This is a genomic window from Stenotrophomonas sp. NPDC078853 (assembly GCF_044901215.1).
GTDB classification, from domain to species: Bacteria; Pseudomonadota; Gammaproteobacteria; order Xanthomonadales; family Xanthomonadaceae; genus Stenotrophomonas; species Stenotrophomonas lacuserhaii.
On record NZ_JBJDOQ010000015.1, the window covers coordinates 43,138 to 66,101 of the forward strand.

General features: G+C 67.1%; 22 protein-coding genes and 1 pseudogene. 7 read left to right on the top strand and 16 right to left on the bottom strand.

The features are described from left to right. Positions 1 to 10: 10 nt before the first annotated feature. From rsmA to ACI2JH_RS14970, 7 genes and pseudogenes are all read right to left on the bottom strand, one after another. Entirely contained in the window at positions 11 to 823 is an 813-nt protein-coding gene (gene rsmA, locus ACI2JH_RS14940; protein WP_404736589.1) for a 16S rRNA (adenine(1518)-N(6)/adenine(1519)-N(6))-dimethyltransferase RsmA, read from the bottom strand. Continuing rightward, a complete protein-coding gene (gene pdxA / locus ACI2JH_RS14945; RefSeq protein ID WP_404736590.1) occupies positions 820 to 1,830 on the bottom strand; it encodes a 4-hydroxythreonine-4-phosphate dehydrogenase PdxA in 1,011 nt (336 codons plus the stop codon). Before pdxA ends, rsmA begins: the two co-directional genes overlap by 4 nt. A gap of 18 nt (positions 1,831 to 1,848) precedes the next feature. After that, positions 1,849 to 3,180, bottom strand: a pseudogene (locus ACI2JH_RS14950) (peptidylprolyl isomerase); the annotation flags it as partial. Next, positions 3,177 to 5,600, bottom strand: coding sequence for an LPS-assembly protein LptD (gene lptD, locus ACI2JH_RS14955; protein ID WP_101098285.1), 2,424 nt, complete (start codon positions 5,598 to 5,600; stop codon positions 3,177 to 3,179). The gene lptD and the pseudogene ACI2JH_RS14950, both read right to left, overlap by 4 nt. Before the next feature lie 91 nt (positions 5,601 to 5,691). Beyond that, complete coding sequence (locus ACI2JH_RS14960; protein WP_101098286.1) at positions 5,692 to 6,624, bottom strand: histone deacetylase family protein; 933 nt, start codon at positions 6,622 to 6,624, stop codon at positions 5,692 to 5,694. Positions 6,625 to 6,646: 22 nt separating this feature from the next. Continuing rightward, positions 6,647 to 7,201: a cob(I)yrinic acid a,c-diamide adenosyltransferase gene (locus ACI2JH_RS14965; protein WP_349999528.1), complete on the bottom strand. Its 555-nt coding sequence runs from the start codon at positions 7,199 to 7,201 to the stop codon at positions 6,647 to 6,649. Positions 7,202 to 7,211: 10 nt separating this feature from the next. Continuing rightward, positions 7,212 to 7,796, bottom strand: coding sequence for a hypothetical protein (locus tag ACI2JH_RS14970; RefSeq protein WP_101098288.1), 585 nt, complete (start codon positions 7,794 to 7,796; stop codon positions 7,212 to 7,214). 107 nt (positions 7,797 to 7,903) lie between these two features. Between ACI2JH_RS14970 and ubiH the strand changes: the two genes are divergently transcribed. Both ubiH and ACI2JH_RS14980 read left to right on the top strand, forming a co-directional pair. Continuing rightward, positions 7,904 to 9,109: a 2-octaprenyl-6-methoxyphenyl hydroxylase gene (gene ubiH, locus ACI2JH_RS14975; RefSeq protein WP_404736591.1), complete on the top strand. Its 1,206-nt coding sequence runs from the start codon at positions 7,904 to 7,906 to the stop codon at positions 9,107 to 9,109. After that, on the top strand, positions 9,106 to 10,287 hold the full coding sequence (locus ACI2JH_RS14980) for a UbiH/UbiF family hydroxylase (RefSeq protein ID WP_319278939.1): 1,182 nt from the start codon (positions 9,106 to 9,108) through the stop codon (positions 10,285 to 10,287). The genes ubiH and ACI2JH_RS14980 overlap by 4 nt, the downstream gene beginning before the upstream one ends. A 39-nt stretch (positions 10,288 to 10,326) precedes the next feature. Here the strand turns inward: ACI2JH_RS14980 and ACI2JH_RS14985 are convergent, their stop codons facing one another. Then, positions 10,327 to 10,716, bottom strand: coding sequence for a hypothetical protein (locus ACI2JH_RS14985; protein WP_101098291.1), 390 nt, complete (start codon positions 10,714 to 10,716; stop codon positions 10,327 to 10,329). A gap of 85 nt (positions 10,717 to 10,801) precedes the next feature. Between ACI2JH_RS14985 and ACI2JH_RS14990 the strand changes: the two genes are divergently transcribed. Continuing rightward, entirely contained in the window at positions 10,802 to 11,236 is a 435-nt protein-coding gene (locus ACI2JH_RS14990) for a hypothetical protein (protein WP_404736592.1), read from the top strand. Positions 11,237 to 11,254: 18 nt separating this feature from the next. Next, positions 11,255 to 11,791 carry a hypothetical protein gene (locus tag ACI2JH_RS14995; RefSeq protein WP_404736593.1) on the top strand — a complete coding sequence of 179 codons (537 nt, stop codon included), beginning with the start codon at positions 11,255 to 11,257 and terminating at the stop codon, positions 11,789 to 11,791. A gap of 45 nt (positions 11,792 to 11,836) precedes the next feature. Here the strand turns inward: ACI2JH_RS14995 and rlmM are convergent, their stop codons facing one another. From rlmM to ACI2JH_RS15010, 3 genes are all read right to left on the bottom strand, one after another. Continuing rightward, positions 11,837 to 12,919 carry a 23S rRNA (cytidine(2498)-2'-O)-methyltransferase RlmM gene (gene rlmM, locus ACI2JH_RS15000; RefSeq protein ID WP_404736594.1) on the bottom strand — a complete coding sequence of 361 codons (1,083 nt, stop codon included), beginning with the start codon at positions 12,917 to 12,919 and terminating at the stop codon, positions 11,837 to 11,839. After that, positions 12,903 to 13,463: a nucleoside deaminase gene (locus ACI2JH_RS15005; protein WP_101098294.1), complete on the bottom strand. Its 561-nt coding sequence runs from the start codon at positions 13,461 to 13,463 to the stop codon at positions 12,903 to 12,905. The genes rlmM and ACI2JH_RS15005 overlap by 17 nt, the downstream gene beginning before the upstream one ends. A gap of 138 nt (positions 13,464 to 13,601) precedes the next feature. Continuing rightward, positions 13,602 to 15,350, bottom strand: a complete 1,749-nt coding sequence (locus tag ACI2JH_RS15010) for a glutamine--tRNA ligase/YqeY domain fusion protein (protein ID WP_349999531.1) — start codon at positions 15,348 to 15,350, stop codon at positions 13,602 to 13,604. A gap of 130 nt (positions 15,351 to 15,480) precedes the next feature. On the opposite strand from ACI2JH_RS15010, the gene ACI2JH_RS15015 reads away from it, so the two are divergent. After that, on the top strand, positions 15,481 to 15,744 hold the full coding sequence (locus ACI2JH_RS15015) for a DUF2007 domain-containing protein (protein ID WP_404736595.1): 264 nt from the start codon (positions 15,481 to 15,483) through the stop codon (positions 15,742 to 15,744). 30 nt (positions 15,745 to 15,774) lie between these two features. Next, positions 15,775 to 16,437 carry a peptide-methionine (S)-S-oxide reductase MsrA gene (msrA, locus tag ACI2JH_RS15020; RefSeq protein ID WP_319278953.1) on the top strand — a complete coding sequence of 221 codons (663 nt, stop codon included), beginning with the start codon at positions 15,775 to 15,777 and terminating at the stop codon, positions 16,435 to 16,437. A 379-nt stretch (positions 16,438 to 16,816) separates the two neighbouring features. On the opposite strand, the gene ACI2JH_RS15025 is transcribed toward msrA, so the two are convergent. The 5 genes from ACI2JH_RS15025 to ahpC all read right to left on the bottom strand — a co-directional run bounded on the left by ACI2JH_RS15025 (position 16,817) and on the right by ahpC (position 21,754). Further along, the gene (locus ACI2JH_RS15025; protein WP_349999532.1) at positions 16,817 to 17,776 is read right to left on the bottom strand and encodes a transaldolase; all 960 of its coding nucleotides are present in this window, start codon (positions 17,774 to 17,776) and stop codon (positions 16,817 to 16,819) included. Between the two features lie 54 nt (positions 17,777 to 17,830). Next, on the bottom strand, positions 17,831 to 18,235 hold the full coding sequence (rnk, locus tag ACI2JH_RS15030; RefSeq protein ID WP_182657059.1) for a nucleoside diphosphate kinase regulator: 405 nt from the start codon (positions 18,233 to 18,235) through the stop codon (positions 17,831 to 17,833). Positions 18,236 to 18,365: 130 nt separating this feature from the next. Continuing rightward, entirely contained in the window at positions 18,366 to 19,331 is a 966-nt protein-coding gene (locus ACI2JH_RS15035) for a LysR substrate-binding domain-containing protein (protein ID WP_223181797.1), read from the bottom strand. An 82-nt stretch (positions 19,332 to 19,413) separates the two neighbouring features. Continuing rightward, the gene (ahpF, locus tag ACI2JH_RS15040) at positions 19,414 to 21,006 is read right to left on the bottom strand and encodes an alkyl hydroperoxide reductase subunit F (protein ID WP_404736596.1); all 1,593 of its coding nucleotides are present in this window, start codon (positions 21,004 to 21,006) and stop codon (positions 19,414 to 19,416) included. A 184-nt stretch (positions 21,007 to 21,190) separates the two neighbouring features. Next, positions 21,191 to 21,754 (bottom strand): alkyl hydroperoxide reductase subunit C, encoded by a 564-nt coding sequence (gene ahpC / locus ACI2JH_RS15045; protein WP_101099619.1) that lies wholly within the window; start codon positions 21,752 to 21,754, stop codon positions 21,191 to 21,193. A gap of 357 nt (positions 21,755 to 22,111) precedes the next feature. Between ahpC and prmC the strand changes: the two genes are divergently transcribed. Then, positions 22,112 to 22,945 carry a peptide chain release factor N(5)-glutamine methyltransferase gene (prmC, locus tag ACI2JH_RS15050; RefSeq protein WP_404736612.1) on the top strand — a complete coding sequence of 278 codons (834 nt, stop codon included), beginning with the start codon at positions 22,112 to 22,114 and terminating at the stop codon, positions 22,943 to 22,945. Positions 22,946 to 22,964: the final 19 nt, after the last annotated feature.

Consider the following 22,964-nt stretch of genomic DNA (forward strand, 5'->3'; position numbering starts at 1 on the left):
GGCAGTGTAATCAGCTTGCATTGGCCAGGGCGACGAATTCCGCCACCTCCAGCTGTTCGGCACGGGCATCGGGGCGCACGCCGGCAGCGGCGAACTGTTCGGCGCCGACCACGTTGTTCAGCGCATTGCGCAGGGTCTTGCGTCGCTGGCCGAAAGCGGCCTTGACCACATCGGCGAAGCGCTTGGCATCGTGGATGCCGACCGTGGACGGATCACGCGGCACCAGCCGCACCACGGCCGAATCGACCTTCGGCGGCGGCCGGAACGCACCCGGCGGCACCACGAACAGCGAGGTCACTTCGCAGTACGCCTGCAGCATCACGCTGAGGCGGCCGAAGACCTTGCTGCCCGGGCCGGCGGCCATGCGGTCGACCACTTCCTTCTGCAGCATGAAGTGCATGTCGCGCACCACGGCGGCATGGTCCAGCGCATGGAACAGGATCGGCGAGGAGATGTTGTAGGGCAGGTTGCCGACCAGCCGGATCTGTCCACTGCCACCTTCGGCCTGCGCCAGCGCGGTGAAATCCACCCGCAGCACGTCGCTCTGGATGATGGTCAGCGCGCCCAGCGGCGCGGCTGCGGCGGTCAGCGGTGCGATCAGATCGCGGTCGAACTCGATGACGGTCAGTTCGGGATGCTGGCGCAGCAGCGGCAGGGTGATCGCACCCTGGCCGGGGCCGATCTCCACCAGGCGGTCGCCGGGCTTGGGATTGACCGCGCGCACGATGCTGTCGATGTAATGGCGGTCGGCCAGGAAGTGCTGGCCCAACTGCTTCTTGGCCGGGGCGGTGAATGCCGTGCCAGAGGGGGAATACTGGTTCATGCGCTAAGTCTACGTTGCCGGGCCAGTTGCGCACACAGGGTAGTGGCGGCCTGCAGGCTGGAAGGATCGGCGATGCCTCGTCCGGCCAGCTCCAGCGCGGTGCCATGGTCGACCGCCACGCGCGGGTAGGGCAGGCCGAGGGTGAGGTTCACCGCCTGTTCGAATCCGGAATACTTCAGCACCGGCAGCCCCTGGTCGTGATACATCGCCAGCACGCTGTCGACGCCGGCCAGCTTGCCCGGCAGGAACGCGGTGTCGGCCGGCAGCGGGCCGACCAGCTGCATCCCTTCGGCGCGCAGGCGCTGCAGCAGCGGGATGATCAGATCGAGCTCTTCGCGGCCCAGGTGGCCGTCTTCCCCAGCGTGCGGATTCAACCCCAGCACCGCGATGCGCGGATGGGCGAGGCCGAACTCATGCCGCAGGGCGGCATGCAGGGTGCGCAGGGTGTGCTCCAGCCCCTCGGCGGTGATCGCATCGGCGACCTCGCGCAGCGGCAGGTGGGTAGTTGCCAGCGCGACGCGCACGATGGCATTGGCCAGCATCATCACCACCTTGGCCCCGGCCTGGTCGGCCAGCAGTTCGGTGGTGCCGCTGTAGGCGATGCCGCCCTGGTTGATCACCGCCTTGTGCACCGGGCCGGTCACCACCCCGTTCAGGCGGCCGTCCAGGCACGCTTGGCCGGCGGCCTGCAGCGCCCCGATCACGGCGGCGGCGTTGCGTGGGTCGGCCTGGCCGAACCGGCTGGGCACCGCATTGGCAAGGGGGTGCAGGCGCAGGTCGCCCGGCAGGCGCGCTTCGGCATCGGCCGGCAGCAGTTGCAGCGGCAGCGACAGCGCGGCGGCTGCCGCGTGCAGGGTAGCGGGGTCTGCGAAGGCCAGCAGCCGGCAATCAGTGCGCGGCTGCTGGATCAGGCGGATACAGAGTTCCGGACCGATCCCGGCGGGCTCGCCCGGCACCAGGGCGAGCTCCGGGAGCACCGCTCCTGCGAGCTTCGCGCCTGGGAGCATGGCTCAGGACTGCGGCGGGGTGGCGGTGTTTTCCGCCCGGTCACCGCTGCGGAAGCTGACGTAGGCTTCGCCACGCAGTTCGGACAGGAAGCGGTTGTACTCTTCTTCCAGCTTGCGACGGCCAATGGTTTCGCGGACCTGCGCGCGCTGGTTGTCCACGCCGACGTCGGTCTGGCGGGTCGCCACGCGCTGCACCACGTGCCAGCCGGCATCGGTGCGGAACGGCTGGCTGATGTTGCCGTCGGTCACGCCTTCCACCTGGCGGCCGAAGTCAGGACCGAAGGCATCGACCGGGAACCAGCCCAGGTCGCCGCCCTGGCCGCGGCTGTTGGTGTCTTCGGACGACTCGCGGGCCACGGCCTGGAAATCAGCGCCACCGGCGATGCGGGCACGCAGGGTATCGATCTTCGCCTTGGCGGCGGCATCATTCTGCTGGTCGGTCACGCGCACCAGGATGTGGCGGGCGTGGTATTCGGTGATGGTCTGGCCGGTGGACGCGGCCGCATTGGCATCGCGGACTTCCACCAGCTTCAGCAGCTGGAAGCCGCTCGGGCCACGCAGCGGACCGACCACGTCGCCGGCCTTCATGTCCTGCATCACCTGCAGGAACGCCTGCGGGATCTCGTCCATGGAGCGCCAGCCGAGGTCGCCGCCTTCCAGTGCATTGGGGCTGTCCGAGTAACGGACGGCGGCCGCGTTGAAGTCCAGTTCGCCCTTGTCCAGCAGCGCCTTGACGCCGTCGGCCTTCTGCTTGCCGGTGGCGATCTGGTTGGCATCGGCGCCATCGGGGGTGGCGATCAGGATGTGTGCGAGGTGGTACTGGGTGCCGGTGACGGCCTGCTGCTTGATGGCCGCATCCACTTCGCCTTCGCTGACGCTGACGCGGCTCTGCGCGTAGCTCTGGCGCAGGCGCTGGACGATGATCTCGTCACGCACCGAGCGGCGGAATTCATCGAAATCGATGCCGTCCTGGGCCAGGCGGGCGCGCAGGGTCTCCAGGTTGCTGCCGTTCTGCTGGGCGATCGAGTTGATCGCCTGGTTCAGTTCCTGGTCCGACACGCGGATGCCGCTGCCTTCGGCGCGGGTCACCTGCAGCTTGACCAGCACCAGCCGCTCCAGCACCTGCCGGCTCAGCACATCGTCCGGCGGCAGCTGGTTCTCGCGACCGGCGTACTGGGTCTTGATGTTGGCCAGCGCGCGGTCCAGTTCGCTCTGCAGGATGACGTCTTCGTCGACGACGGCGGCGATGCGATCCAGTGCCTGGGTCTGCTGGGCCAGTACCTGCAAGGGTACGGACGCAGTGGACACCGCCAGCAGGGAGGCGAGTAGGACGGGGAAGGTCTTGGTCATGGGATCAGGTTCGGATCGTAGTCGTCGCGGGTCGCGCCGGTGGTGCTGGGGGGCACGAGATAGAGGTCGTCGCGGTTGTAGCCGAGGATAGCACGGCGCAGCGTACGGTCCGTGTTCTGGCCGATGGAGCTCAGGCCCTTCAGGACGAACTCCAGCTGGAACGAGGTATTCAGCTCGCCCTCGCGGTTGCGTACGTAGCGGCGGGCCAGGGCGCGCACGGCCAGGCAGCAGCTGTCCCACTGCACGCCACCGATGATTTCCAGCGGCTTGCTGTCTTCGATGGAGTAGTAGTAACGGCCGACCACGCTCCAGCGGGGGTTGATCGGGTACAGGAAGGACAGGTCGCCCTGCTTGAGCAGGTTGCTGCCATCGGGGTTGATGCGGTGGCGGTAGGTCAGGTTGACGATGCCGTCGTTGGACATCAGGTAGCGCGCACGCACGCTGGCCAGGTCTTCGCGCTTGTTCTTGGGGTCCCACTGGTAGGTGGCGCCCAGGTTCCAGCGGTCGTTGATCATGTAGTTGGTATCGGCGATCCAGGCCGACTTGCCCTGTTCCACCGGGCTGGGGTTGCTCGGCAGGGTGACGCGGGAATCGTCGAAATACAGGATCTGGCCGATACTGGCCGAGAACCGCTCGCGGCCGCTGCTCTGGTCGATGAAGCGGGTGCTCAGCGCCATCGTCAGCTGGTTGGCGTCGTTCTGGCGGTCCGCGCCGGTATAGCGCGAATCGCGGAACAGCTGGCCCCAGCTGAAGGTGAAGTCACGCGTATCGAAGACCGGCAGCTCGCTCTGGTCGCGGTACGGGGTGCGCAGGTAGAACAGGCGCGGTTCCAGCGTATGCAGGTAGGGCTTGTCGCCGATGGTGGTCTCGCGGTCGAAGAACATGCCCGCGTCCAGGCTGGCGATCGGCACGCTGCGATGCGGCGAAGTGTTGCCGCGCAGCTGCTCCGGGGTCGGGTTGGTGATCCCCGCAGCGGCCAGGTTGTTGGCGCGGATGCTGTCGGCCAGGCCCTGTTCCAGGTCGTAACCGGTGTAGCGCCAGGCCAGCGTCGGGGTGACATACCAGGCCGCGCCACTGAAGGGCATGGTCACGTAGGGCTTGATGTCCAGCCGCGAACCGCCGAGCACTTCGGTGCTGGTGCCATCGCGCTCGTATTCGTCTTCGGGCCCGAGCTTGCCATGGATGTCGTCGTGCACGAAGCGCACCGCTTCGGCATACACACCCACTTCCAGCCACGGCAGGATCGGCTGGTCCCAGGTGCCGAACAGGCGCGGCTGACGGTTGTAGGGCAGCGCCGCTTCGGTCAGGGTGTAATCGGTCAGCTGCCAGTAGTCGGCCATCAACCCGGCGGTCCAGTTTTCACCGGTGCCGTAGATCCCCGCCTGGCTCTGCAGGTTGGACGCGGTCACGCCCAGCAGCTTGTTGGCGAAGTCTTCCAGGTAGCGCTCGTCGCTGACCCACGCCAGCCCGGCGCGGGCCTGCCAGTTCGGGTTGAAGTTGTGGTAACCGGAATACTCGAGGCGGCCACGATCCTTTTCGCGCAGCTTGTCATCGGGCAGGTAGGCGGTACGCAGCTCGCCGCGGCCACCGTCGTACAGATAGCGGAATTCGTTGTCCAGCATGAAGCCGCGCTTGCTCATGTAGCGCGGGGTCAGCGTGTCGTCGTAGTTCGGCGCCAGGTTGAAGTAGATCGGCTGGGCGTAATCGAACCCGTTGCGCCCGGACAGGCCCAGCTCCGGGTACAGCAGACCGGTCTGGCGGCGATCATCGATCGGGAACTTGAAGTACGGCGCCCACAGCACCGGCACCTTGCCGATGCGCAGCACGGCGTTGCGCGCGGTGCCGAAGCCTTCGTCGTTGTCCACTTCGATCTGCGGGGCGGACAGTTTCCAGATCGGCTGGGAGGGATCGCAGGTGGTATAGGTGGAGCGGTGCATCTGCCCCACCGCACCCTGCAGGTCCACCGATTCGGCGCCACCGTTGCCACGTCGCGACACCAGCTGGTACTGGATGTCGGAGATCTTGTGGGTGTCCGCTTCCTGGTTGCCCTCGGCGCGCTTGGCCACCATCCGGATCGACGAATCGGAGTAGCGGACATTGCCTTCGGCGGTGTAATTGCCCGTTTCCGTATCGAAGCTCAGGTGGTCGGTACCGAGGAACTGGTCACCGCGCTTGAGCGCGACGTTGCCCTGGTACTGCGGCACCGTGGAGGTGCCATACAGCTGGTCGCCCTCGATGTCGGTGGGCTGTTGGGTGCGCGTTTCCGCGGCAGCCTTGTCCGCCGGCGGTGCGTCGCCAAAGGCGGGCAGGGCGTCGGTGGCAGGGCACAGACCCCAGTTCGGCGCTTTGTCTTCGGCGAACGCCGGCAGGCAGAGGGCGATACTCAGGGGGAGGGGCAGCAGGCGGAAGGCTTTGCGCACGCGTGATGGTTCAGGCGAAAACGATCCGTAGCTTGCCCCATCCCTTGCATAGGGGCAATGAAGGCCGCTCATCTTCGGCGGCCGGGGTTCATCAGGCGGCCCCCGCCTGGCCCTCCAGCAGGGCACCGACATGGGCCACGCTGGACTCGGCCAGGGCCTGCAGGTCATAGCCGCCTTCCAGCATCGACACCACCCGGCCGGCACCATGGCGGCGGGCCAGTGCGTGCAGTTCGGTGGTGATCCAGGCGAAGTCCTCCGCTTCCAGCATCAGGTCGGCCTGCGGGTCGCGCAGGTGCGCGTCGAAGCCGGCCGACACCAGCAGCAGCTGCGGCCGGAAGTCATCGATGGCAGGCAGCATCTCGTCGGCCCAGACGTTGCGGAAGCGCAGGCTGCCGCTGCCCGGCGGCAGCAGGATGTTCAGCAGGTTGCCCGCGCCACGGTCGCGGCGCAGCCCGGAGTTCGGGAACAGGCCGGCCTGGTGGGTGCTGTAGTAAGCCACCCGGGGATCCAGCTGGAAGATGTCCTGGGTGCCGTTGCCATGGTGCACGTCGAAGTCGACCACGGCGATCCGCTCCAGCCCGTAGCGGTCGCGCGCATGCGCGGCGGCTACCGCGATGTTGTTGAGCAGGCAGAACCCCATCGCCGTGCTGGCGGTGGCGTGGTGGCCGGGCGGGCGCACCGCGCAGAAGGCCAGCGGGTCTTCGCCCAGCATCACTGCATCCACCGCGGCGATGCCGGCGCCGGCGGCATGCAGGGCGGCGGCGGCCGACCCGGGCGAGGTGCGGGTGTCCATGTCGATCTGCCGCAGCTCGGCGGTCTGTGCCTGCAGCACCAGGTCGATCAGCCCGGCATCGTGCACGCGGGCCAGGTCGCCGCGCTTGGCCGACGGCGCCTGGCGCCACTCCAGCCGTGCCGGGAACGCGGCGTGCAGCGCATCGAGCACGGCCTGCAGGCGTTGCGGGGATTCAGGATGGTCCGGACCGGGGTCGTGCTGCAGGCAGGAAGGATGGGTGTAGACCAGCATGGGCGCAGGGGATCCGGAAAGGTCAGCCGTGGCGGCGCGAATGCTGCCAGAGTACTTCGCCGGCACCGTCGGCGCGGGCCAGTACGCGGGCCAGCACGAACAGCAGGTCGGAAAGCCGGTTGAGGTAATGCAGTGCCTGCGGCCGCACCGCTTCCACGCGCGACAGGGCGACCGTCTCGCGTTCTGCCCGGCGCACGATGGTGCGGGCCAGGTGGCAGCGTGCGGCGGCCTCGCCACCGGCCGGCAGGATGAATTCCTTCAGCATGGGCAGGTCGGCGTTGTAGTGATCCAGCTGCTGTTCCAGCGCGGTGACGTCGGCATCGGTGATCGCCGCATGGCCGGGGATGCACAGCTCCCCGCCCAGATCGAACAACTGGTGCTGGAGCCGGGTCAGCAGCGCCTGTACGTCGGCAGGCAGGGGCACGGCCAGCAGCACGCCGAGCGCCGAATTGGCCTCGTCGACCGTGCCGAAGGCGGCAACGCGCGCATCGTCCTTGCCGACCCGGCTGCCGTCGCCCAGCCCGGTGCTGCCGTCATCGCCGGTGCGGGTATAGATGCGCGAAAGCCGGTTGCCCATCTGCCGTGCCTCAGCCGCGCACGTCACGCTGCGCCTGGCGCAGCTTGCCGACCTGCTCCACTGCCAACTGCAGCGCAGCGGCCAGTCCGACGTACAGCGCGGTGGTACCGAGGTAAGGCACGAACCAGTCCGCGTAGTTCTTCAGCCAGCCGCCCACGGTGGGATCGGCTACGTTGCGGGTGGTCCAGTAGAAACCGCCCTGCGCGAACAGGTGGCAGACCGCAACCGCGGCGACCACCAGCACGATCGCCCTGGGCAGCGTGGACCATTGCGCGCCCCGGTAACCGTGGCCCAGCGCCATGCCGCCGGCCCACATAGCGAAGTAGGCGGGCAGCAGCATCCAGTAACCCGGCGACACGCAGTAGTGCTGCCAGAAATCCAGCCCGAGGTTGCCGATGACGATCCAGTCGACCAGCACCGCCAGCGCCATCAGCAGCGGGAAGGCCCAGCGGGTCCAGCTGCGCAGGTAGAAGCCGCCGATGAAGAACACCGCCCAGGAGGCATCCGGGATGGCGGCGAAATGGTTCACCCGGGTGGCGGCCATCAACAGCACCAGGCAGGTCAGCACGAAGGCACGTTGCGGGGAGGTGGTCATCAGGACGCGCACGGGGAAGTGAACAAAGCCCATTCTAGACCGGCTGCACGCCGCGTGCAGGGGCGGCGGCGGGGCAGGGGTGGCGGGCGAACGCGTATCATGCGGGCATGAGCGAACGAGTTGATGTCCTGATCATCGGCGGCGGGCTGGTCGGCGCCAGCCTGGCCATCGCGCTGCAGCGTATCGGCCGCAGTGCCTGCCTGCTGGAAGCCAGCGCCGCCGGTTCGCTGCCGGCCGTGTTCGACCAGCGCAACCTCAGCTTCGCTGCCGCCACGGTCAATGCGCTGACCGCGCTGGGGGTGATGCAGAAGCTGTCCAGTGCGCCGGGCCCGATCACCCGCATCCATGTCAGTCGCGCCGGGGACTTCGGTCGCGTGCAGTTGGCGGCCGCCGACTACGGCCGGCCGTGGTTTGGGCAGGTGGTGGTGGCGCGCGACTTCGGCATGGCACTGGAAGCGCGGCTGCAGGAACTGCCGCAGCTGCAGCGGCGGGCCCCGGCGCGTTTCATCGGCCTGGGCGCGGTCGTCGATGGCTATCGCCAGGTCCAGGTGCACGATGAGGCCGGTGAGCACATGCTGCAGGCGCGGCTGGTGGTCGGTGCCGATGGCACCGCCAGCGGCGTACGCAGCGCGCTGGGGATCGGGGTGGAGGAACATGATTTCCAGCAGACGCTGTTCGTGGCGCGCGTGCGCAGCCAACGCGCACCGGATGGCACCGCATGGGAGCGGCTCACCGATACCGGCCCGACCGCCCTGCTGCCGCGCGGTGACCGCCATTTTGGTGTGGTGCATGGCGTAGCCCGCGATGAAGCAGATGCCGTCATGGCACTGGACGAGGCGGCCTGGCTGGCGCGGCTGCAGGCGGCGCTGGGCTGGCGCGCCGGACGGCTGCTGGAGTCTGGTCCGCGCGCGGCCTATCCGTTGCGGCAGGTGTTGTCGCGCGCACTGGTCGGCGAACGCGCGGTGCTGCTCGGCAATGCGGCGCAGACCATCCACCCGCTGGGCGCGCAGGGCTTCAACCTGGGCCTGCGCGATGCGCTGACCCTGGCCGAGCTGCTGGAAACCGAGGGCGATGCCGGTGCCGATGCGCTGCTGCAGGCCTATGCAGCGCGAAGGGAGGAAGACCGGGCGCAGACCATCGCGTTCTCTGGTGGATTGGCGCGCCTGACCAGCAACGATGCTCCGCTGCTGCGTCCGCTGCGCAGCCTTGGCCTGCTGGCGGCCCAGGCCACCTCGCTGCAGTCGATGCTGGTCGGGGGCTCGATGGGCTTCCGGGGCGAGGTACCGAAATTGTGCCGTGGAGAAGCCGCATGAGCCGCCGCGCACGTACCGATGTGGTGATCGTCGGCGGCGGCGTGGTCGGCGCTGCCTGTGCGCTGGCACTGGCCGACGCCGGTCTGTCGGTGGCGGTGGTCGAAGGCCATGAGCCGGCGCCGTGGCAGGCGGCGCAACCGGACCTGCGGGTGTTCGCCTTCGCTGCGGACAACGTGCAGCTGCTCCAGCGGCTCGGCGTGTGGGAGTCGATCGCGCGCGGTCGCGCGCATCCGTACCGCCGCATGCAGGTATGGGATGCTGCCGGGGGCGATGACCTGGTGTTCGACGCGGACCGTTTTGGCCGCAGCGAACTGGGCTGGATCATCGAAAACGGCCTGCTGGTCGATCGCCTGTGGGCGGCCCTGCCGGCCGCCGGCGTCGATGTGCATTGCCCGGCCCGGGTCGAAGGGATGGAACAGGACGAGCACGGGGTGCGCCTGCGCCTGCACGACGGGCGCCGCATCGAAGCGACGCTGGCCATCGCCGCTGATGGCGCCGAATCCACCTTGCGCCAGCTGGCCGGGATCGAGGTGGAGCGACACGATTACCATCAGCGCGGCGTGGTGGCCTATGTGGACAGTGCGCTGCCGAACCAGGCCACGGCATGGCAGCGTTTCCTGCCGGGGGGGCCGTTGGCGCTGCTGCCGGTGGCCGAACGGCGCAGTTCGATCGTCTGGACCCTGCCGGAGGAAGAGGCGCAGCGCGTGCTGCAGCTGGACGAGGCCGCGTTCAACCGCGAACTCACGCGCGCCTTCGGAGGCCGCCTGGGGGAACTGCAACTGGTATCGAAGCGGGCCGCATTCCCGCTGCGCCGCCAGCTGGCCCGCCACTATGTCGCCGGCCGCGTGCTGGCGCTGGGCGACGCGGCGCACGTGGTGCATCCGCTGGCCGGCCAGGGCGTCAACCTTGGCCTGCGCGACGTGGCCGCCTTGCAGCGCTGGCTGGCACCTTCGGCGCAGCGCCGCGGCCAGCCGCAGCTGTCACCGCAGCGGCTGCAGCGCTGGGCGCGCGAACGCCGCAGTGACAATACGATCGCCGCCTACAGCTTCGATGGCATCAACCGGTTGTTCTCCAACGACGAGCTGCACCTGACCCTGGCCCGCGGTCGCGTGCTCGGCTGCACCGGCAAGCTGTCGCCGCTGCTGCAGCTGTTCTGGAAGCGCGCGGCGGGGGTGTGATCGGTGGAGGGGGGTGACGATCGTTGGTCGTCACAGCCTTCAATCCAGCAACCAGCCCGCCAGATCTTCCCGGTCCAGCTTGCCCCGTCGCTTCACGTCCAGCGAAATGAACTCATCGGCCAGCGACGGATTGGCCTGCGCCTCGTCACGACTGATGTAGCCGTCACCGTCGAGGTCCAGTTCGGCGAAGTGGATCCGGTACTGGCCCGCCGCGCTGGACGGCGTCAGCGAACGCACGGTCACCGGCGTTTCGCCCAGCGGCACCACGATGTCCACGCTGCCGGTCACCCGGCCTGCAGACAGTTCCTGCGCGCGCACCACGCCGCTGTCATCGCGCAGCGGCTGGCTCTCGGCCGCGGGACGGGATTGCTGGGCCAGGGCGGGGCCGGCAGCCAGCAGGATCAGCAGAACGATGTAACGGGAGGGCATGGCAGGTTCCTCTGGGGTGGGGTGGGGGTGTGCGTGGCGCGGCTTGATTTTGAAAGCCGGCACGGTGCGCGCTGGGCATAGTCCCATGATCCTTCCCGTGCGAGCGTACCCGTCCATGAATGTCAGCAGCTTGGTCACCCGGATCTTCTGCCCTGTCAGCTTCAACAAACAGCAGTTGGCCAAAGCAATAGTTGCGGATCCGAGCGCTGAGCGGTCGAAGATCGCCAGGGCATTGTCGACGCTCGCCAACACGTGCGATTTCAAGCCAAATGGGAACGCGGCGCTCATATCCAGGCGCGGTCTGGAACGTTTCGTGGCCTCATCTTCGACGTCCATCGACATCACCGAGGCAAATGCGCTCGTCCAGGGCCTGCGCAACCTGCAGAACGACGTGAGGTCCCAGGAGAAAGCTGCGTGGGCCAACGCCGGAATGCGCGGAAGCTCGAATGAGCAGCGGGCCCGGGTATTGCGGGAGTGCGTGGCGGCGCTGCAGCATCTCTACACGTCACCGAGATCCTGAGGCGAGGCCGCTGCCTGCATGAAAATTCCATCGTCCATTCCATTCCGCTCCTGCTTTCCGGCAGCAGGCGGCTCGCGTACTGATCGACCCAGCGTGAAAGGACGGTGCGGCCGGTTCGCGCACCGGCTGCTGGCCTGTGCCGGCCTGCGTGAGCGGTCCAGTCCGATACCTGCATCCACCGCGCTGGTGGCGCAGCTGCGCAATGTCCTTGATCACACAGATGAGGCAAGGAAACGAGAGGTCCGACCTTCATCCGTTGCCGAAAAAGCCTGTACCCGGTTGCGGGGCCGGCTCGTCGGTGACGAAACCTGCGCCTGCACGTACGCCGATCTTGCCAAAGATCTGAACCGGCTCGAAAACGCGTATGCCAGGCAAGAGCTGGAACTGCGGCAGTCATGGCGCAACAGCTGGTTGTCCGGCACGGAGACCTACGGCGATCACCTCGGCAATCCTGTGGATCACCGGAGCGAGGCGGCCGCGACCGTGATGAGGGCCATCATCCTGGCGCGTAGTGAAGTGCACAACCTGCGCCGGATGACGCCGTATATAAGCTGAGGTGCTTGAGTGCAGCCTCAAGCACCGGCAGCAACCAGGCGTTCATCAGCGCAGCGGCGAGGCCAGCACGGTGATCTCTTCGCGGTCGTGGTAGAGCTGCTTGGCGCGTACGGTCAGCGACTTGCCGGCCTGTTCCTCGAACAGTTCCAGGCACAGGCGGGTTTCATCCCAGCGCTTCTTCATCGGCAGTTTCAGGTTGAAGATCGCGTGCTTGCACCAGCCTTCGCGGAACCATGTCGCCATGCGTTCGGCGACCCGGCGCGGCTGCTCCACCATGTCGCAGACCATCCAGTCCAGCGACTGTTCGGGTGACCAGTGGAAGCCATCGGCACGCAGGTGTTCGACCAGGCCGGTGTCCAGCACGTGCTGGCGCAGCGGGCCGTTGTCGATGCTCAGTACCTTCAGGTGCTGGCGGGTCAGCACCCAGGTCCAGCCACCCGGCGCGGCGCCCAGGTCGGCCGCGCGCATGCCCGGCTTCATCAGCGCCTCGCGCTCTTCGGCGGTGAGCAGGGTCAGCAGGGCCTCTTCCAGCTTCAGCGCGGAACGCGAGGGCGCGTCCGGCAGCAGCTTCAGCCGCGGAATGCCCAGCGCCCACGGCGCGCTGTCTGTCGGTGAGGCGGCGCAGACGAAGGCGTGGGTGCCATCGACGAACACTACGTGCAGACGTGGCAGCTTCTCGTTCGGCTTGTCGGTCAGTTTTCCGGCCTTGCGCAGGGCCGGGCGCAGCGCATTGCCGAACGCGCGTGACAGCCCGGACAGCGGCTTGCCGGCATCCGAGTCGGGATGTTCCACCCACAGATCGCCGAGGCGCGGCGCGTCGCCCAGCACCGCCAGCATCGGGGTGATGCGGTCGGCCGGATCCAGCTGCGGCAGTTCGGCCAGCACGACCAGCTTCTGCCGGGCGAAGATCAGCTCGCGCCAGGACAGCATGCGGCTAAGCGCGGCGGCTTCCTCGCACATGAAAAGCACGTAGCCATCATTGCGCTGGGTACGCGCATAGCCGGCGAAACCGAATTCACCCGCGCGCGTGGTCAGTTCGCCGGCCAGTTCCGGTTCGAAGCCCTGGCGGCACAGGCACAGCAGTCCGATCCCTGCCGTGGCAGCAGAGGTCTCAGTAGCGGGCGCCATCGGCTTCTCCATAGGTGCGCAGCACGGCGCGCGCATCATCGCGGTGCAGACCCTGCACCACCTCGATGCCGCGCTTGTTGAGTTCGCCCACCCAGTCCGCCGGCAGCGGACCTTCGTCGAACGGGGTCAGTTCTTCCACGTCGGCCGCACTGGCACCGATCAGCAGCCGATCGATGCCGGCCCAGACGGTGGCACCGTAGCACTGGCAACAGGGCTGGGACGAGGTGGCCAGGGTGATCGGGGACAGCACATCGTTCAGCCGCGGAGTCTGCAGGCGCTGCTGGGCCAGCATGTAGGCCATGTTCTCGGCATGCGCCAGCGAGGTGTTGTGGGGCATCACGCGGTTCACGCCCACCGCGATGACCTGGTCATCCGGGCCGAACACCACCGCGCCGAACGGGCCGCCGCTGGCATGTTCGACGTTCGAGCTGGACAGCGCGATGGCCAGCGCGACCTTGGCTTCGTCGCCGGGATAGCGCTGATCCAGGTCGATCTGGTCATGGATCCAGGCGGGAAGGGTCAGGTGGACTTGCGCATACAGCATCGCGGGGTGCCTCTCATCGGGTTGCGGGGGTGGAACAGAACAACAGCCGCGCGCAGTGTAGCCCGCGTCCGATGAAGCGGGCGGGCAGGGGCAGGCGGCAATGGCGCGCGGGGTGATCCGCGCGCGGGACGGTCGGCGTCAGGCCGACCAGGTATCGCGCAGGGTCACGCTGCGGTTGAAGACCGGCTTGGCCGCGGTGTGGTCACGGCGATCAGCGACGAAGTAGCCGGTGCGTTCGAACTGGAACGACTGTTCCGGCGAGGCGATCGCTGCGGCAGGCTCGACATACCCGGTCACGGCCCGGCGTGATTCCGGATTCAGGTAATCACGGTAGGTCTTGCCTTCCGATTCGTCGTCCGGGTCGGCCACCGAGAACAGGCGGTCGTACAGCCGCACTTCGGCCGGAACCGCATGCGCCGCGCTGACCCAATGGATGGTGCCCTTGACCTTGCGGTTGGCGCCTTCCATGCCCGGACGCGATTCCGGATCCAGCCAGCCACGCAGTTCGGTGATGGTGCCGTCGGCAGCCTTGATCACTTCATCGCAGCGGATGATGCCGGCACCGCGCAGGCGGACTTCGCCGCCCGGCAGCAGGCGCTTGAAGCCCTTCGGCGGTACTTCGGCGAAGTCTTCGCGCTCGATCCACAGCTCACGCGAGAACGGCACCTCGCGGGTTCCGAACGACTCGTCCTTCGGGTGGTTGCTGAAGGTCAGCGATTCTCCGTGGCCTTCCGGCAGGTTGGTGAGCACCAGCTTGACCGGGTCGATCACCGCCATGCGGCGGGCCGCGGCGCTGTCCAGGTCCTCGCGCAGCGCGCCTTCGAGCACGCTGAAATCGATCTGCGAGTTCTGCTTGCTGATGCCTACGCGCTCGGCGAACAGGCGCATCGCCGCCGGCGTGTAACCGCGGCGACGCAGGCCCTGCAGGGTCGGCATGCGCGGGTCGTCCCAGCCATCCACCAGCTGTTCGGTGACCAGAGCCATCAGCTTGCGCTTGCTCATCACCGTGTAGTTGATGTTCAGCCGCGAGAACTCGATCTGGCGCGGCTTGGCCGCTTCACGTGGCAGGCCGGCATCGACCAGCGGCGCGGTCAGCGCGTCGTCGTGGGCGAAGTCCACGTTGTCCACGCACCAGTCGTACAGCGGCCGATGGTCTTCGAACTCCAGCGTGCACAGCGAATGGGTGATGCCTTCCAGCGAATCGCCCAACGCATGCGCGAAGTCGTACATCGGGTAGATCGGCCATTCCGAACCGGTGTTCTGGTGCTCGACATGCTTGATGCGGTACAGCGCCGGATCACGCAGGTTGATGTTGCCGCTGGCCATGTCGATCTTCGCGCGTACGGTGCGGGCACCGTCGGGGAACTCGCCGGCGCGCATGCGCGCGAACAGGTCCAGGTTTTCTTCCACGCTGCGATCACGGTACGGCGAGGGCCGGCCCGGTTCGGTCAAGGTGCCGCGGTAGGCGCGCACTTCTTCAGCCGACAGGTCACACACATAGGCCTTGCCGGCGCCGATCAGTTTCTGCGCGGCCAGGTAATAGGCCTGGAAGTAGTCCGAGGCATGCCGCAGTTCGTTCCACTCAAAGCCCAGCCAGCGCACGTCGTCCTGGATGGCGGCCACGTACTCGGGATCTTCCCGGGCCGGGTTGGTGTCGTCGAAGCGCAGGTTGCAGACGCCGCCGAACTCGCCAGCAAGGCCGAAGTTCAGGCAGATCGACTTGGCATGGCCGATGTGCAGGTAGCCGTTGGGCTCGGGCGGAAAGCGGGTCTTGATTGCCTGGTGCTTGCCGCTGGCCAGGTCCTCGCGCACGATCTGGCGGATGAAATCGCGCTTCTCGGGGCTGTCGACGGGGGTCTCGGGGCTGGCAGGGGTGTGCTCGGACATGATGCGGCAATCAAGGGCAGAAAGACCGCCAGTCTAGCGTGTCGGCGGCTGGCTTGCCCGGCATCGCCGCGGGCAACCGCCCGTGCACCGGGGCGGGCGTATGCTGGCAGCCACCTGCCGAGGAGCTGCCATGCATGTCGTTTACAAGGCGGACAATCTGTTTGACGCCCATCTGGTGAAGCACGCGCTGGAGGATGCTGGCATTCCCGCCTTCGTGTTCGGCGAATCGCTGCTGGGCGGGATGGGCGAGCTGCCGCTGTTCGGCGTGCTGCGGGTGGCCGTGCCGGAGGCGGCGCGGCCGGAAGCTGAAGCGATCGTTGCCGGGCTGGACTTGGGCGCTGCCCCTGGTGACCCCATTTCAGACACAGACGATCTTGCCGGACAGCCGGCCTAGGAGCAGCACATGTTGGGACTTGGTAACGGCATCCTCGGCATCGGGGCCTTCAAGCAGCGCCTGCCGCGACCGGAAGAGGCTCTACCGGGCCGCGACCAGCCGCTGCCGCTGCACAGCAACCAGCACTTCGTGAACAGCCATCCGCTCAAGGACCGGTTTGCCGGGTATGAGCGGATCCGCTTCGCGATGGGCTGCTTCTGGGGCGCAGAGCGCAAGTTCTGGACGCTGCCCGGGGTGTACAGCACGTCGGTCGGTTATGCCGGTGGGGTGACGCCGAACCCGACCTATGAAGAGGTCTGTTCCGGGCTGACCGGTCACACCGAGGTGGTGGAGGTGGTGTTCGACCCGAAGCTGGTCAGCGTGGCGCAGCTGCTGCAGGTGTTCTGGGAAAGCCATGACCCGACCCAGGGCATGCGCCAGGGCAACGACACCGGCACCCAGTACCGTTCGGCGATCCACTGCCTGACCGAGGCCGAGTACGCTGCGGCGGTGGCCAGCCGCGATGCCTATGCGGTACAGCTGGAGGCGGCCGGTTACGGGCCGATCACCACCGAGATCGTGTATCCGGCACCGGAGTATTACTACGCCGAGGATTATCACCAGCAGTACCTGGCGAAGAATCCGAACGGTTACTGCGGGATCGGCGGCACCGGCGTGAGCTGCCCGATCGGGTTGCCGCCTGCGGCGGGCTGACCGTTTTCAGGCAACGTCCAAAGCGACGGCAACGGCAAGGTCAAAAGCTGCACGGGTTCGCGTTGGCGGGGCGGGGTGGGTCGGCGGGGGAAGGCAAAAACTGCGTCCATGCGGGCCTCGTTTCGCGCCATCCATGGCGCCCTACGCCCCCGCCAACCCACCCCGCCCCAGCTTCGACAGGTCCATGGCGGCCTTGGTAGCGCCGACCCATGGTCGGCGGAATGGTCCCGCCAACGGCCCGCTGCGCTCGCCGACCATGGGTCGGCGCTACCGCTCTTCTTCTTTATTACGCGGGTGGCGGCTCCCGGCCCCAAGCACGTGGCCAACTATACGCAGCCACCCTCGAGGGGGTCTCACCCGTTCGACCACCCCGACAAGATCACAGTTCCGCGCGGATCCGCGCCCGCAGGCTTTCCAGATCCTTGGCGAACGCCTCGATCCCGGTCGCCAGCTTCTCCGTCGCCATCGGATCGGCGGCCAGGTCAGCAGCAAAGCGCGCGCCATCGATCGGCGTGCTCACCACGGTTTCAGCCCCACCCGCCACCAGCGCGCGTGGCAGTTCGCCATGCTCGGCGTCCAGCTTTTCCAGCAGGTCCGGCGAAACCGTCAGGCGGTCGCAGCCGGCCAAGGCTTCGATCTGCGCCGTGGAACGGAACGAGGCGCCCATCACCACCGTCGGCGAACCGCGGCGCTTGAACTCGGCATACACGCCGCGCACGAACACCACGCCGGGGTCTTCATCGATGCTGGCAGGCGCCTGGCCGTTGGCCACGTACCAGTCCAGGATGCGACCAACGAAGGGCGAGATCAGGAACGCACCGGCTTCGCTGCAGGCCAGTGCCTGGGTGGAATTGAAGATCAGCGTCAGGTTGCAATCGATGCCTTCGGCCTGCAGCACGCGTGCCGCTTCGATGCCTTCCCAGGTCGCGGCGATCTTGATCAGGATCTTCTCGCGCGGCACGCCGGCGTCGGCATACATCTGCACGAAGCGGCGCGCCTTGGCGACAGTGGCCTCGGTGTCATGTGACTTGTCCGCATCCACCTCGGTGGACACGCGGCCCGGCACCAGCGTGCTCAACAGCGTGCCGACACCGACGGTCAGGCGGTCCGCCACGGCGTTGACCACGCTCTCGCGCTCACCGCCCTGTTCGCGGCCCCAGGCCAGTTCGCGGGCGATCAGGTCGGCATAGACCGGCAGGTCCAGCGCCTTCTTCACCAGGGTCGGGTTGGTGGTGCAATCCACCGGTCGCAACCGCTTGATGGCATCGTAATCACCAGTATCGGCGACCACCACGGAGAGTTCGCGCAGCTGGGCCAGTTTGGACGGGGTAGTGCTCATTGCAGCTCCATCAGTGCGGGCGCGCGTGGGGCGCAGCCGGGTAGCGGGAATTCTTCAGGGTGCGTCGTCGTGAACCGCGGTGACGCGCAGTTTCAGCTTGCGTCCGCCCGGCGCATCCCAATCGATGCTCTGGCCGATGGACAGGCCCAGCAGGGCGGTGCCGACCGGTGCCAGCACCGACACTTTATGTTCGTCGACGTTTGCTTCGCGTGGATAGACCAGGGTCAGCACGTGTTTGTCGCCGGTGGTCGCGTCTTCGCATTCAACCCGCGAATGCATCTTGACGATGCCGGCTGGCATCTCGCCAGGGGCCAGTACGGTGGCACGGGTCAATTCATCGGACAACGCCGCAGCAGCCGGCAAGGCGCTCGCAGCAGGAGAGTCCAGCAACGCCTCCAGGCGGGCCAGGTCATGGGATGAAACGGTGATGGACGGCGGCAGGCCGCTTGCGGTGGTCATGCAACTACTCCTTGAAAGGGACATACAAAAGGCGGCACCAGTTGGCGCCGCCTGATTCATATTGTGGGGACAAACGGGGCAGGAATCGACCCACCCGCGCACGCCGCCCTCTTCATTGTTCGGCTGCGGCTCAGCCCGGCAGGGCGCTGACGTCGTTTGCGGCTTGTCGTGACGGGGGTAACGGCCCACCCGACAACGTGAACAGGGACGCCGGCAAGTGCTTGAACTGGTCGGCCAGCTGCTCCAGGAACCCACTCATCGCCGAGCTGCGTCGCCACGCCATCGCGATCCGGCGGCTGGGCGGGTTGTCACCGACCAGGTCGAGCAGCCGGATGTTCTCCGAACGCGGAACCGGCGGCTTCACCGACAGCGTCGGCATCAAGGTGATGCCCACGTCGGCGGCGACCATCTGGCGCAGCGTCTCCAGGCTGGTAGCACGGAACTCGGATTTCTCGTTGGCGCCGAACAGCCGGCAGACTTCCAGTGCCTGGTCGCGCAGGCAGTGGCCATCTTCCAGCAGCAGCAGGCGCTGCGCGGACAGCTCCTGCACATCCAGCTGGCGGCGGTTGGCCAGCGGATGCTGGGCCGACACGGCAAGCAGGAACGGCTCCTCGAACAGGAACTCGGTGTGCAGCTGGTCATCCAGCACCGGCAGCGCCAGCAGGGCGGCATCCAGCTTGCCTTCGCGCAGCCGGGCCAGCAGCACGTCGCTTTTTTCCTCGACCAGCAGCAGCTCCAGCTGCGGGAAGCGTTCGCGGATGCGTGGAATCACATGCGGCAGCAGGTAGGGCCCCAGCGTCGGGAATATCCCCAGCCGGACCGCCCCTGCCTCCGGATCGCGGCTGCGGCGCGCCGCTTCCTTCATCTGCTCCACTTCGGCCACGATGACCCGGGCGCGCGCGGCCGCGTCCAGGCCAGCGGGGGTCAGCATCACTTTGCGCGGGGCGCGTTCCACCAGCGGCAACCCCAGCTCTTCTTCCAGCTTGCGGATCTGGGTGGAAAGCGTGGGTTGACTGACGAAACACGCGGCGGCGGCCTTGCCGAAATGGCGATGGTCGGCCAAGGCCACCAGGTACTTCAGATCACGTAGGTTCATCCTGAGACCTCATTGGGTAGGGACCGGGACGGCGTGGCTACCCAGCGGACATGCGGTGTCCCCGGTGATCTGGGAACCTGTGTCAGGCAGCTTCGGCGACAGCGCCGCTGCTCTTGGTCACGGACGTACGGATCAGGTGGTCGAAGGCACTCAAGGCGGCCGTCGATCCAGCGCCCATGGCGATGATGATCTGCTTGTACGGTACGGTCGTGCAATCCCCGGCGGCAAACACTCCGGGCAGATTGGTCTGGCCGCGATCATCGATGACGATTTCACCTCGCGGCGAGAGGGAGATGACGTCAGTCAAGAACTCGGTATTGGGCAGCAGTCCTATTTGCACGAAGATGCCTTCCAGTTCCACCCGATGTGAATCGCCGCCGACGCGGTCCTTGTAGACAAGCCCCGTCACTTTCTGCCCGTCGCCCAGGACTTCGGTGGTCTGTGCGCTGGTCAGCACGGTCACGTTGCCCAGGCTGCGCAGTTTGCGCTGCAGCACGTCGTCGGCGCGCAGCTTGTCGTCGAATTCCAGCAGCGTGACGTGGGATACCAGGCCGGCCAGGTCGATCGCCGCTTCCACGCCGGAATTGCCGCCGCCCACCACCGCCACGCGCTTGCCCTTGAACAGCGGGCCATCGCAGTGCGGGCAGTACGCCACGCCCTTGTTGCGGTACTGGTCTTCGCCGGGGACGTTCATCTGCCTCCAGCGCGCGCCGGTGGACAGGATCACCGTGCGCGACTTCAGCACCGCGCCGTTCTCCAGCTGCACCTGCACCAGCCCATCTTCGCCGGCCGGCACCAGGCCGGTGGCGCGCTGCAGGTCCATGATGTCCACGTCGTACTCACGCACGTGCTGTTCCAGCGCCATCGCCATCTTCGGGCCTTCGGTCTCCTTGACGGAAACGAAGTTCTCGATCGCCATGGTGTCCAGCACCTGGCCGCCAAAACGCTCGGCCGCGATGCCGGTCCGGATGCCCTTGCGGGCGGCATAGATCGCTGCGGCCGCGCCGGCCGGACCACCGCCCACCACCAGCACGTCGTAGGCATCCTTGCTCGACAGTTTGGCGGCATCGCGCTTGGCCGCACCGGTATCGAGCTTGGCCACGATCTGCTCGAGCGTCATCCGGCCCTGGTCGAACACTTCACCGTTGAGGTAGACCGTCGGCACCGACATGATCTGGCGCTGTTCCACTTCGTCCTGGAACAGGGCGCCGTCGATCGCCACGTGCTGGATGCGCGGGTTCAACACCGCGGCCAGGTTCAGCGCCTGCACCACGTCCGGGCAGTTCTGGCAGGACAGCGAGAAATAGGTTTCAAACTTGAACTCGCCTTCCAGGTTCTGCACCGCCTCGATCACTTCGGCTGTCGCCTTGGACGGGTGGCCGCCCACCTGCAACAGGGCCAGCACAAGCGAGGTGAACTCATGGCCCATCGGCAGGCCGGCGAAGGTCAGGTGGATGTCCTGGCCCGGGCTGCCCAGGTCGAAGGAGGGCACCCGGCCAGTGCCATCGCGCAGCACGGTCAGGCTGATCTGGTCGGACAGGCTTTCAATCGTGGTCAGCAGCTCCAGCATCTCCTGCGCTTTTGCGCCGTCGTCGGCATGCGCGGTGATCTGGATCGGGCGCGTCACGCGCTCCAGATAGGTCTTCAGCTGCGACTGCAGGTTGGCATCCAACATGGTCTTCTCCTGGCTTCAGGCAAAACGGGGGCGTGGCGCCGCGACTGAGCGTAGCGGACCAGCAGGGGGTAGGGGTGAACCGAAGACAGCAGCGTGGAAGGGGCTGGCGGCTGCTGGCTTGCGCGGCTGGCTTCGGTTCACCCCCACGCCCGCGTGGGGCGGGCATGGGAGCGAGGTGCGGCGTTTAGATCTTGCCGACCAGGTCCAGCGACGGGGTCAGGGTCTTCTCGCCTTCCTTCCACTTGGCCGGGCAGACCTGGTTCGGGTTGGCGGCGGTGAACTGGGCAGCCTTCAGCTTGCGCAGGGTCTCGGACACGTCACGGGCGATCTCGTTGGAATGGATCTCCAGGGTCTTGATCACGCCTTCCGGGTTGATGATGAAGGTGCCGCGCAGGGCCAGGCCTTCTTCTTCGATGTGCACGCCGAAGGCACGGGTCAGCTGGTGGGTCGGATCGCCGACCAGCGGGAACTGCGCCTTGCCCACCGCCGGCGAGGTTTCGTGCCAGACCTTGTGCGAGAAGTGGGTATCGGTGGTGACGATGTAGACCTCGGCACCGGCCTTCTGGAACTCGGCGTAATGGTCGGCCGCGTCCTCGATTTCGGTCGGGCAGTTGAAGGTGAAAGCGGCCGGCATGAAGATCAGGACGGACCACTGGCCCTTCATGGTGCGGTCGGAAACCTTGATGAACTCGCCATTCAGATACGCATTGGCTTCGAACGGCTGGATCTGGGTGTTGATCAGGGACATGGATATTCCTCTTGGGTGAAGGGGAGTGGGTGTTGCGACAGGACCTAGAATAACGGCTCCTATCCGATAAGGACAATCCATTGATTGCATCTATCCAATAGGCTTTGGCTATTGATAATCGGCTGAGTCAGTGAGCGCAGGGACCCAAAGCGCCCGCTGTTTTCGTTATGGTTCAACGACTTGCGGGATTTCTTGGCCAGTGGCGTGATAGCCTCGGCCAATATCACGCGGGGGTGGACCTGAACAACGTGCATCAGCTCCGGTGCCGTGATGTCGCCGCGGCACGGCCTCGTTGCGACGCCTTGGGCTAAGCTGCCGCCCCCATGCAAGGTCCTGACCATGAGCGCGCGCCCCGACATGCTGTTACGCGACCTGCTGGCTGACGCCGCGGCCAAGCTGCGCGGTCCAGAGGCGCGGCACGAGGCCGAACTGCTGCTGTTGCATGCGCTGCAGCGCCCGCGCAGCTGGCTGTTCGCCCACGCCACGGATCCGGTCGACCTGGCCGATCGCGACAGTTTCCATGCGCTGCTGGCGCGTCGCGCGGCAGGCGAACCGGTGGCCTACATCACGGGCCAGTGGGGCTTCTGGACGCTGCAGCTGGAGGTCAGCCCGGCCACCCTGATCCCGCGGCCGGAGACCGAGCTGCTGGTGGAACAGGCGCTGGCGCGGCTGCCTGCCGATCGCCCCTGCACGATTGCCGACCTCGGCACCGGCAGCGGCGCCATTGCACTGGCGCTGGCCAGTGAACGCCCCCTTGTACAGGTGCTGGCGACCGATTTCAGTGGCGAGGCGCTGGCGGTGGCCAAGCGCAATGCGGCGCGCAACGCGGTGTCCAACGTCGCCTTCGCGCAGGGGTCCTGGCATGTGCCGCTGCAGGGGCAACGTTTTGACCTGATCGCCAGCAATCCGCCCTACATCGCCAGCGACGATCCGCACCTTGCACGTGGCGACCTGCGCTTTGAGCCATCCACCGCGCTCGCGTCCGGGCAGGACGGGCTGGACGACATCCGCCTGATCGCCGATGGGGCGCGCGCCCACCTGCTGCCCGGTGGCTGGCTGCTGCTGGAACATGGCTGGGACCAGGGCGCGGCGATCCGCGCGCTGCTGCAACAGGCCGGCCTGGATGAAGTGCAAACGGTACAGGACCTGGAGCAGCGCGACCGGGTCACGCTGGGCCGGCGACCGGCCTAGAATGGGCGCTCTGTCCTGC

What these genes read in the sequence shown, in the direction of transcription:
- ACI2JH_RS14990 (WP_404736592.1), top strand. Translation starts at nt 10,802, where the DNA reads ATGATCCTTCCCGTGCGAGCGTACCCGTCCATGAATGTCAGCAGCTTG.
- ahpF (WP_404736596.1), bottom strand. Translation starts at nt 21,006, where the DNA reads ATGTTGGATGCCAACCTGCAGTCGCAGCTGAAGACCTATCTGGAGCGC.
- rnk (WP_182657059.1), bottom strand. Translation starts at nt 18,235, where the DNA reads ATGACCACCGCAAGCGGCCTGCCGCCGTCCATCACCGTTTCATCCCAT.
- ACI2JH_RS15035 (WP_223181797.1), bottom strand. Translation starts at nt 19,331, where the DNA reads ATGAACCTACGTGATCTGAAGTACCTGGTGGCCTTGGCCGACCATCGC.
- ubiH (WP_404736591.1), top strand. Translation starts at nt 7,904, where the DNA reads ATGAGCGAACGAGTTGATGTCCTGATCATCGGCGGCGGGCTGGTCGGC.
- ahpC (WP_101099619.1), bottom strand. Translation starts at nt 21,754, where the DNA reads ATGTCCCTGATCAACACCCAGATCCAGCCGTTCGAAGCCAATGCGTAT.
- ACI2JH_RS14995 (WP_404736593.1), top strand. Translation starts at nt 11,255, where the DNA reads ATGAAAATTCCATCGTCCATTCCATTCCGCTCCTGCTTTCCGGCAGCA.
- ACI2JH_RS14985 (WP_101098291.1), bottom strand. Translation starts at nt 10,716, where the DNA reads ATGCCCTCCCGTTACATCGTTCTGCTGATCCTGCTGGCTGCCGGCCCC.
- ACI2JH_RS15010 (WP_349999531.1), bottom strand. Translation starts at nt 15,350, where the DNA reads ATGTCCGAGCACACCCCTGCCAGCCCCGAGACCCCCGTCGACAGCCCC.
- rsmA (WP_404736589.1), bottom strand. Translation starts at nt 823, where the DNA reads ATGAACCAGTATTCCCCCTCTGGCACGGCATTCACCGCCCCGGCCAAG.
- ACI2JH_RS15025 (WP_349999532.1), bottom strand. Translation starts at nt 17,776, where the DNA reads ATGAGCACTACCCCGTCCAAACTGGCCCAGCTGCGCGAACTCTCCGTG.
- ACI2JH_RS14965 (WP_349999528.1), bottom strand. Translation starts at nt 7,201, where the DNA reads ATGGGCAACCGGCTTTCGCGCATCTATACCCGCACCGGCGATGACGGC.
- prmC (WP_404736612.1), top strand. Translation starts at nt 22,112, where the DNA reads ATGCTGTTACGCGACCTGCTGGCTGACGCCGCGGCCAAGCTGCGCGGT.
- rlmM (WP_404736594.1), bottom strand. Translation starts at nt 12,919, where the DNA reads ATGGCGCCCGCTACTGAGACCTCTGCTGCCACGGCAGGGATCGGACTG.
- ACI2JH_RS15005 (WP_101098294.1), bottom strand. Translation starts at nt 13,463, where the DNA reads ATGCTGTATGCGCAAGTCCACCTGACCCTTCCCGCCTGGATCCATGAC.
- ACI2JH_RS14960 (WP_101098286.1), bottom strand. Translation starts at nt 6,624, where the DNA reads ATGCTGGTCTACACCCATCCTTCCTGCCTGCAGCACGACCCCGGTCCG.
- ACI2JH_RS15015 (WP_404736595.1), top strand. Translation starts at nt 15,481, where the DNA reads ATGCATGTCGTTTACAAGGCGGACAATCTGTTTGACGCCCATCTGGTG.
- ACI2JH_RS14970 (WP_101098288.1), bottom strand. Translation starts at nt 7,796, where the DNA reads ATGACCACCTCCCCGCAACGTGCCTTCGTGCTGACCTGCCTGGTGCTG.
- pdxA (WP_404736590.1), bottom strand. Translation starts at nt 1,830, where the DNA reads ATGCTCCCAGGCGCGAAGCTCGCAGGAGCGGTGCTCCCGGAGCTCGCC.
- ACI2JH_RS14980 (WP_319278939.1), top strand. Translation starts at nt 9,106, where the DNA reads ATGAGCCGCCGCGCACGTACCGATGTGGTGATCGTCGGCGGCGGCGTG.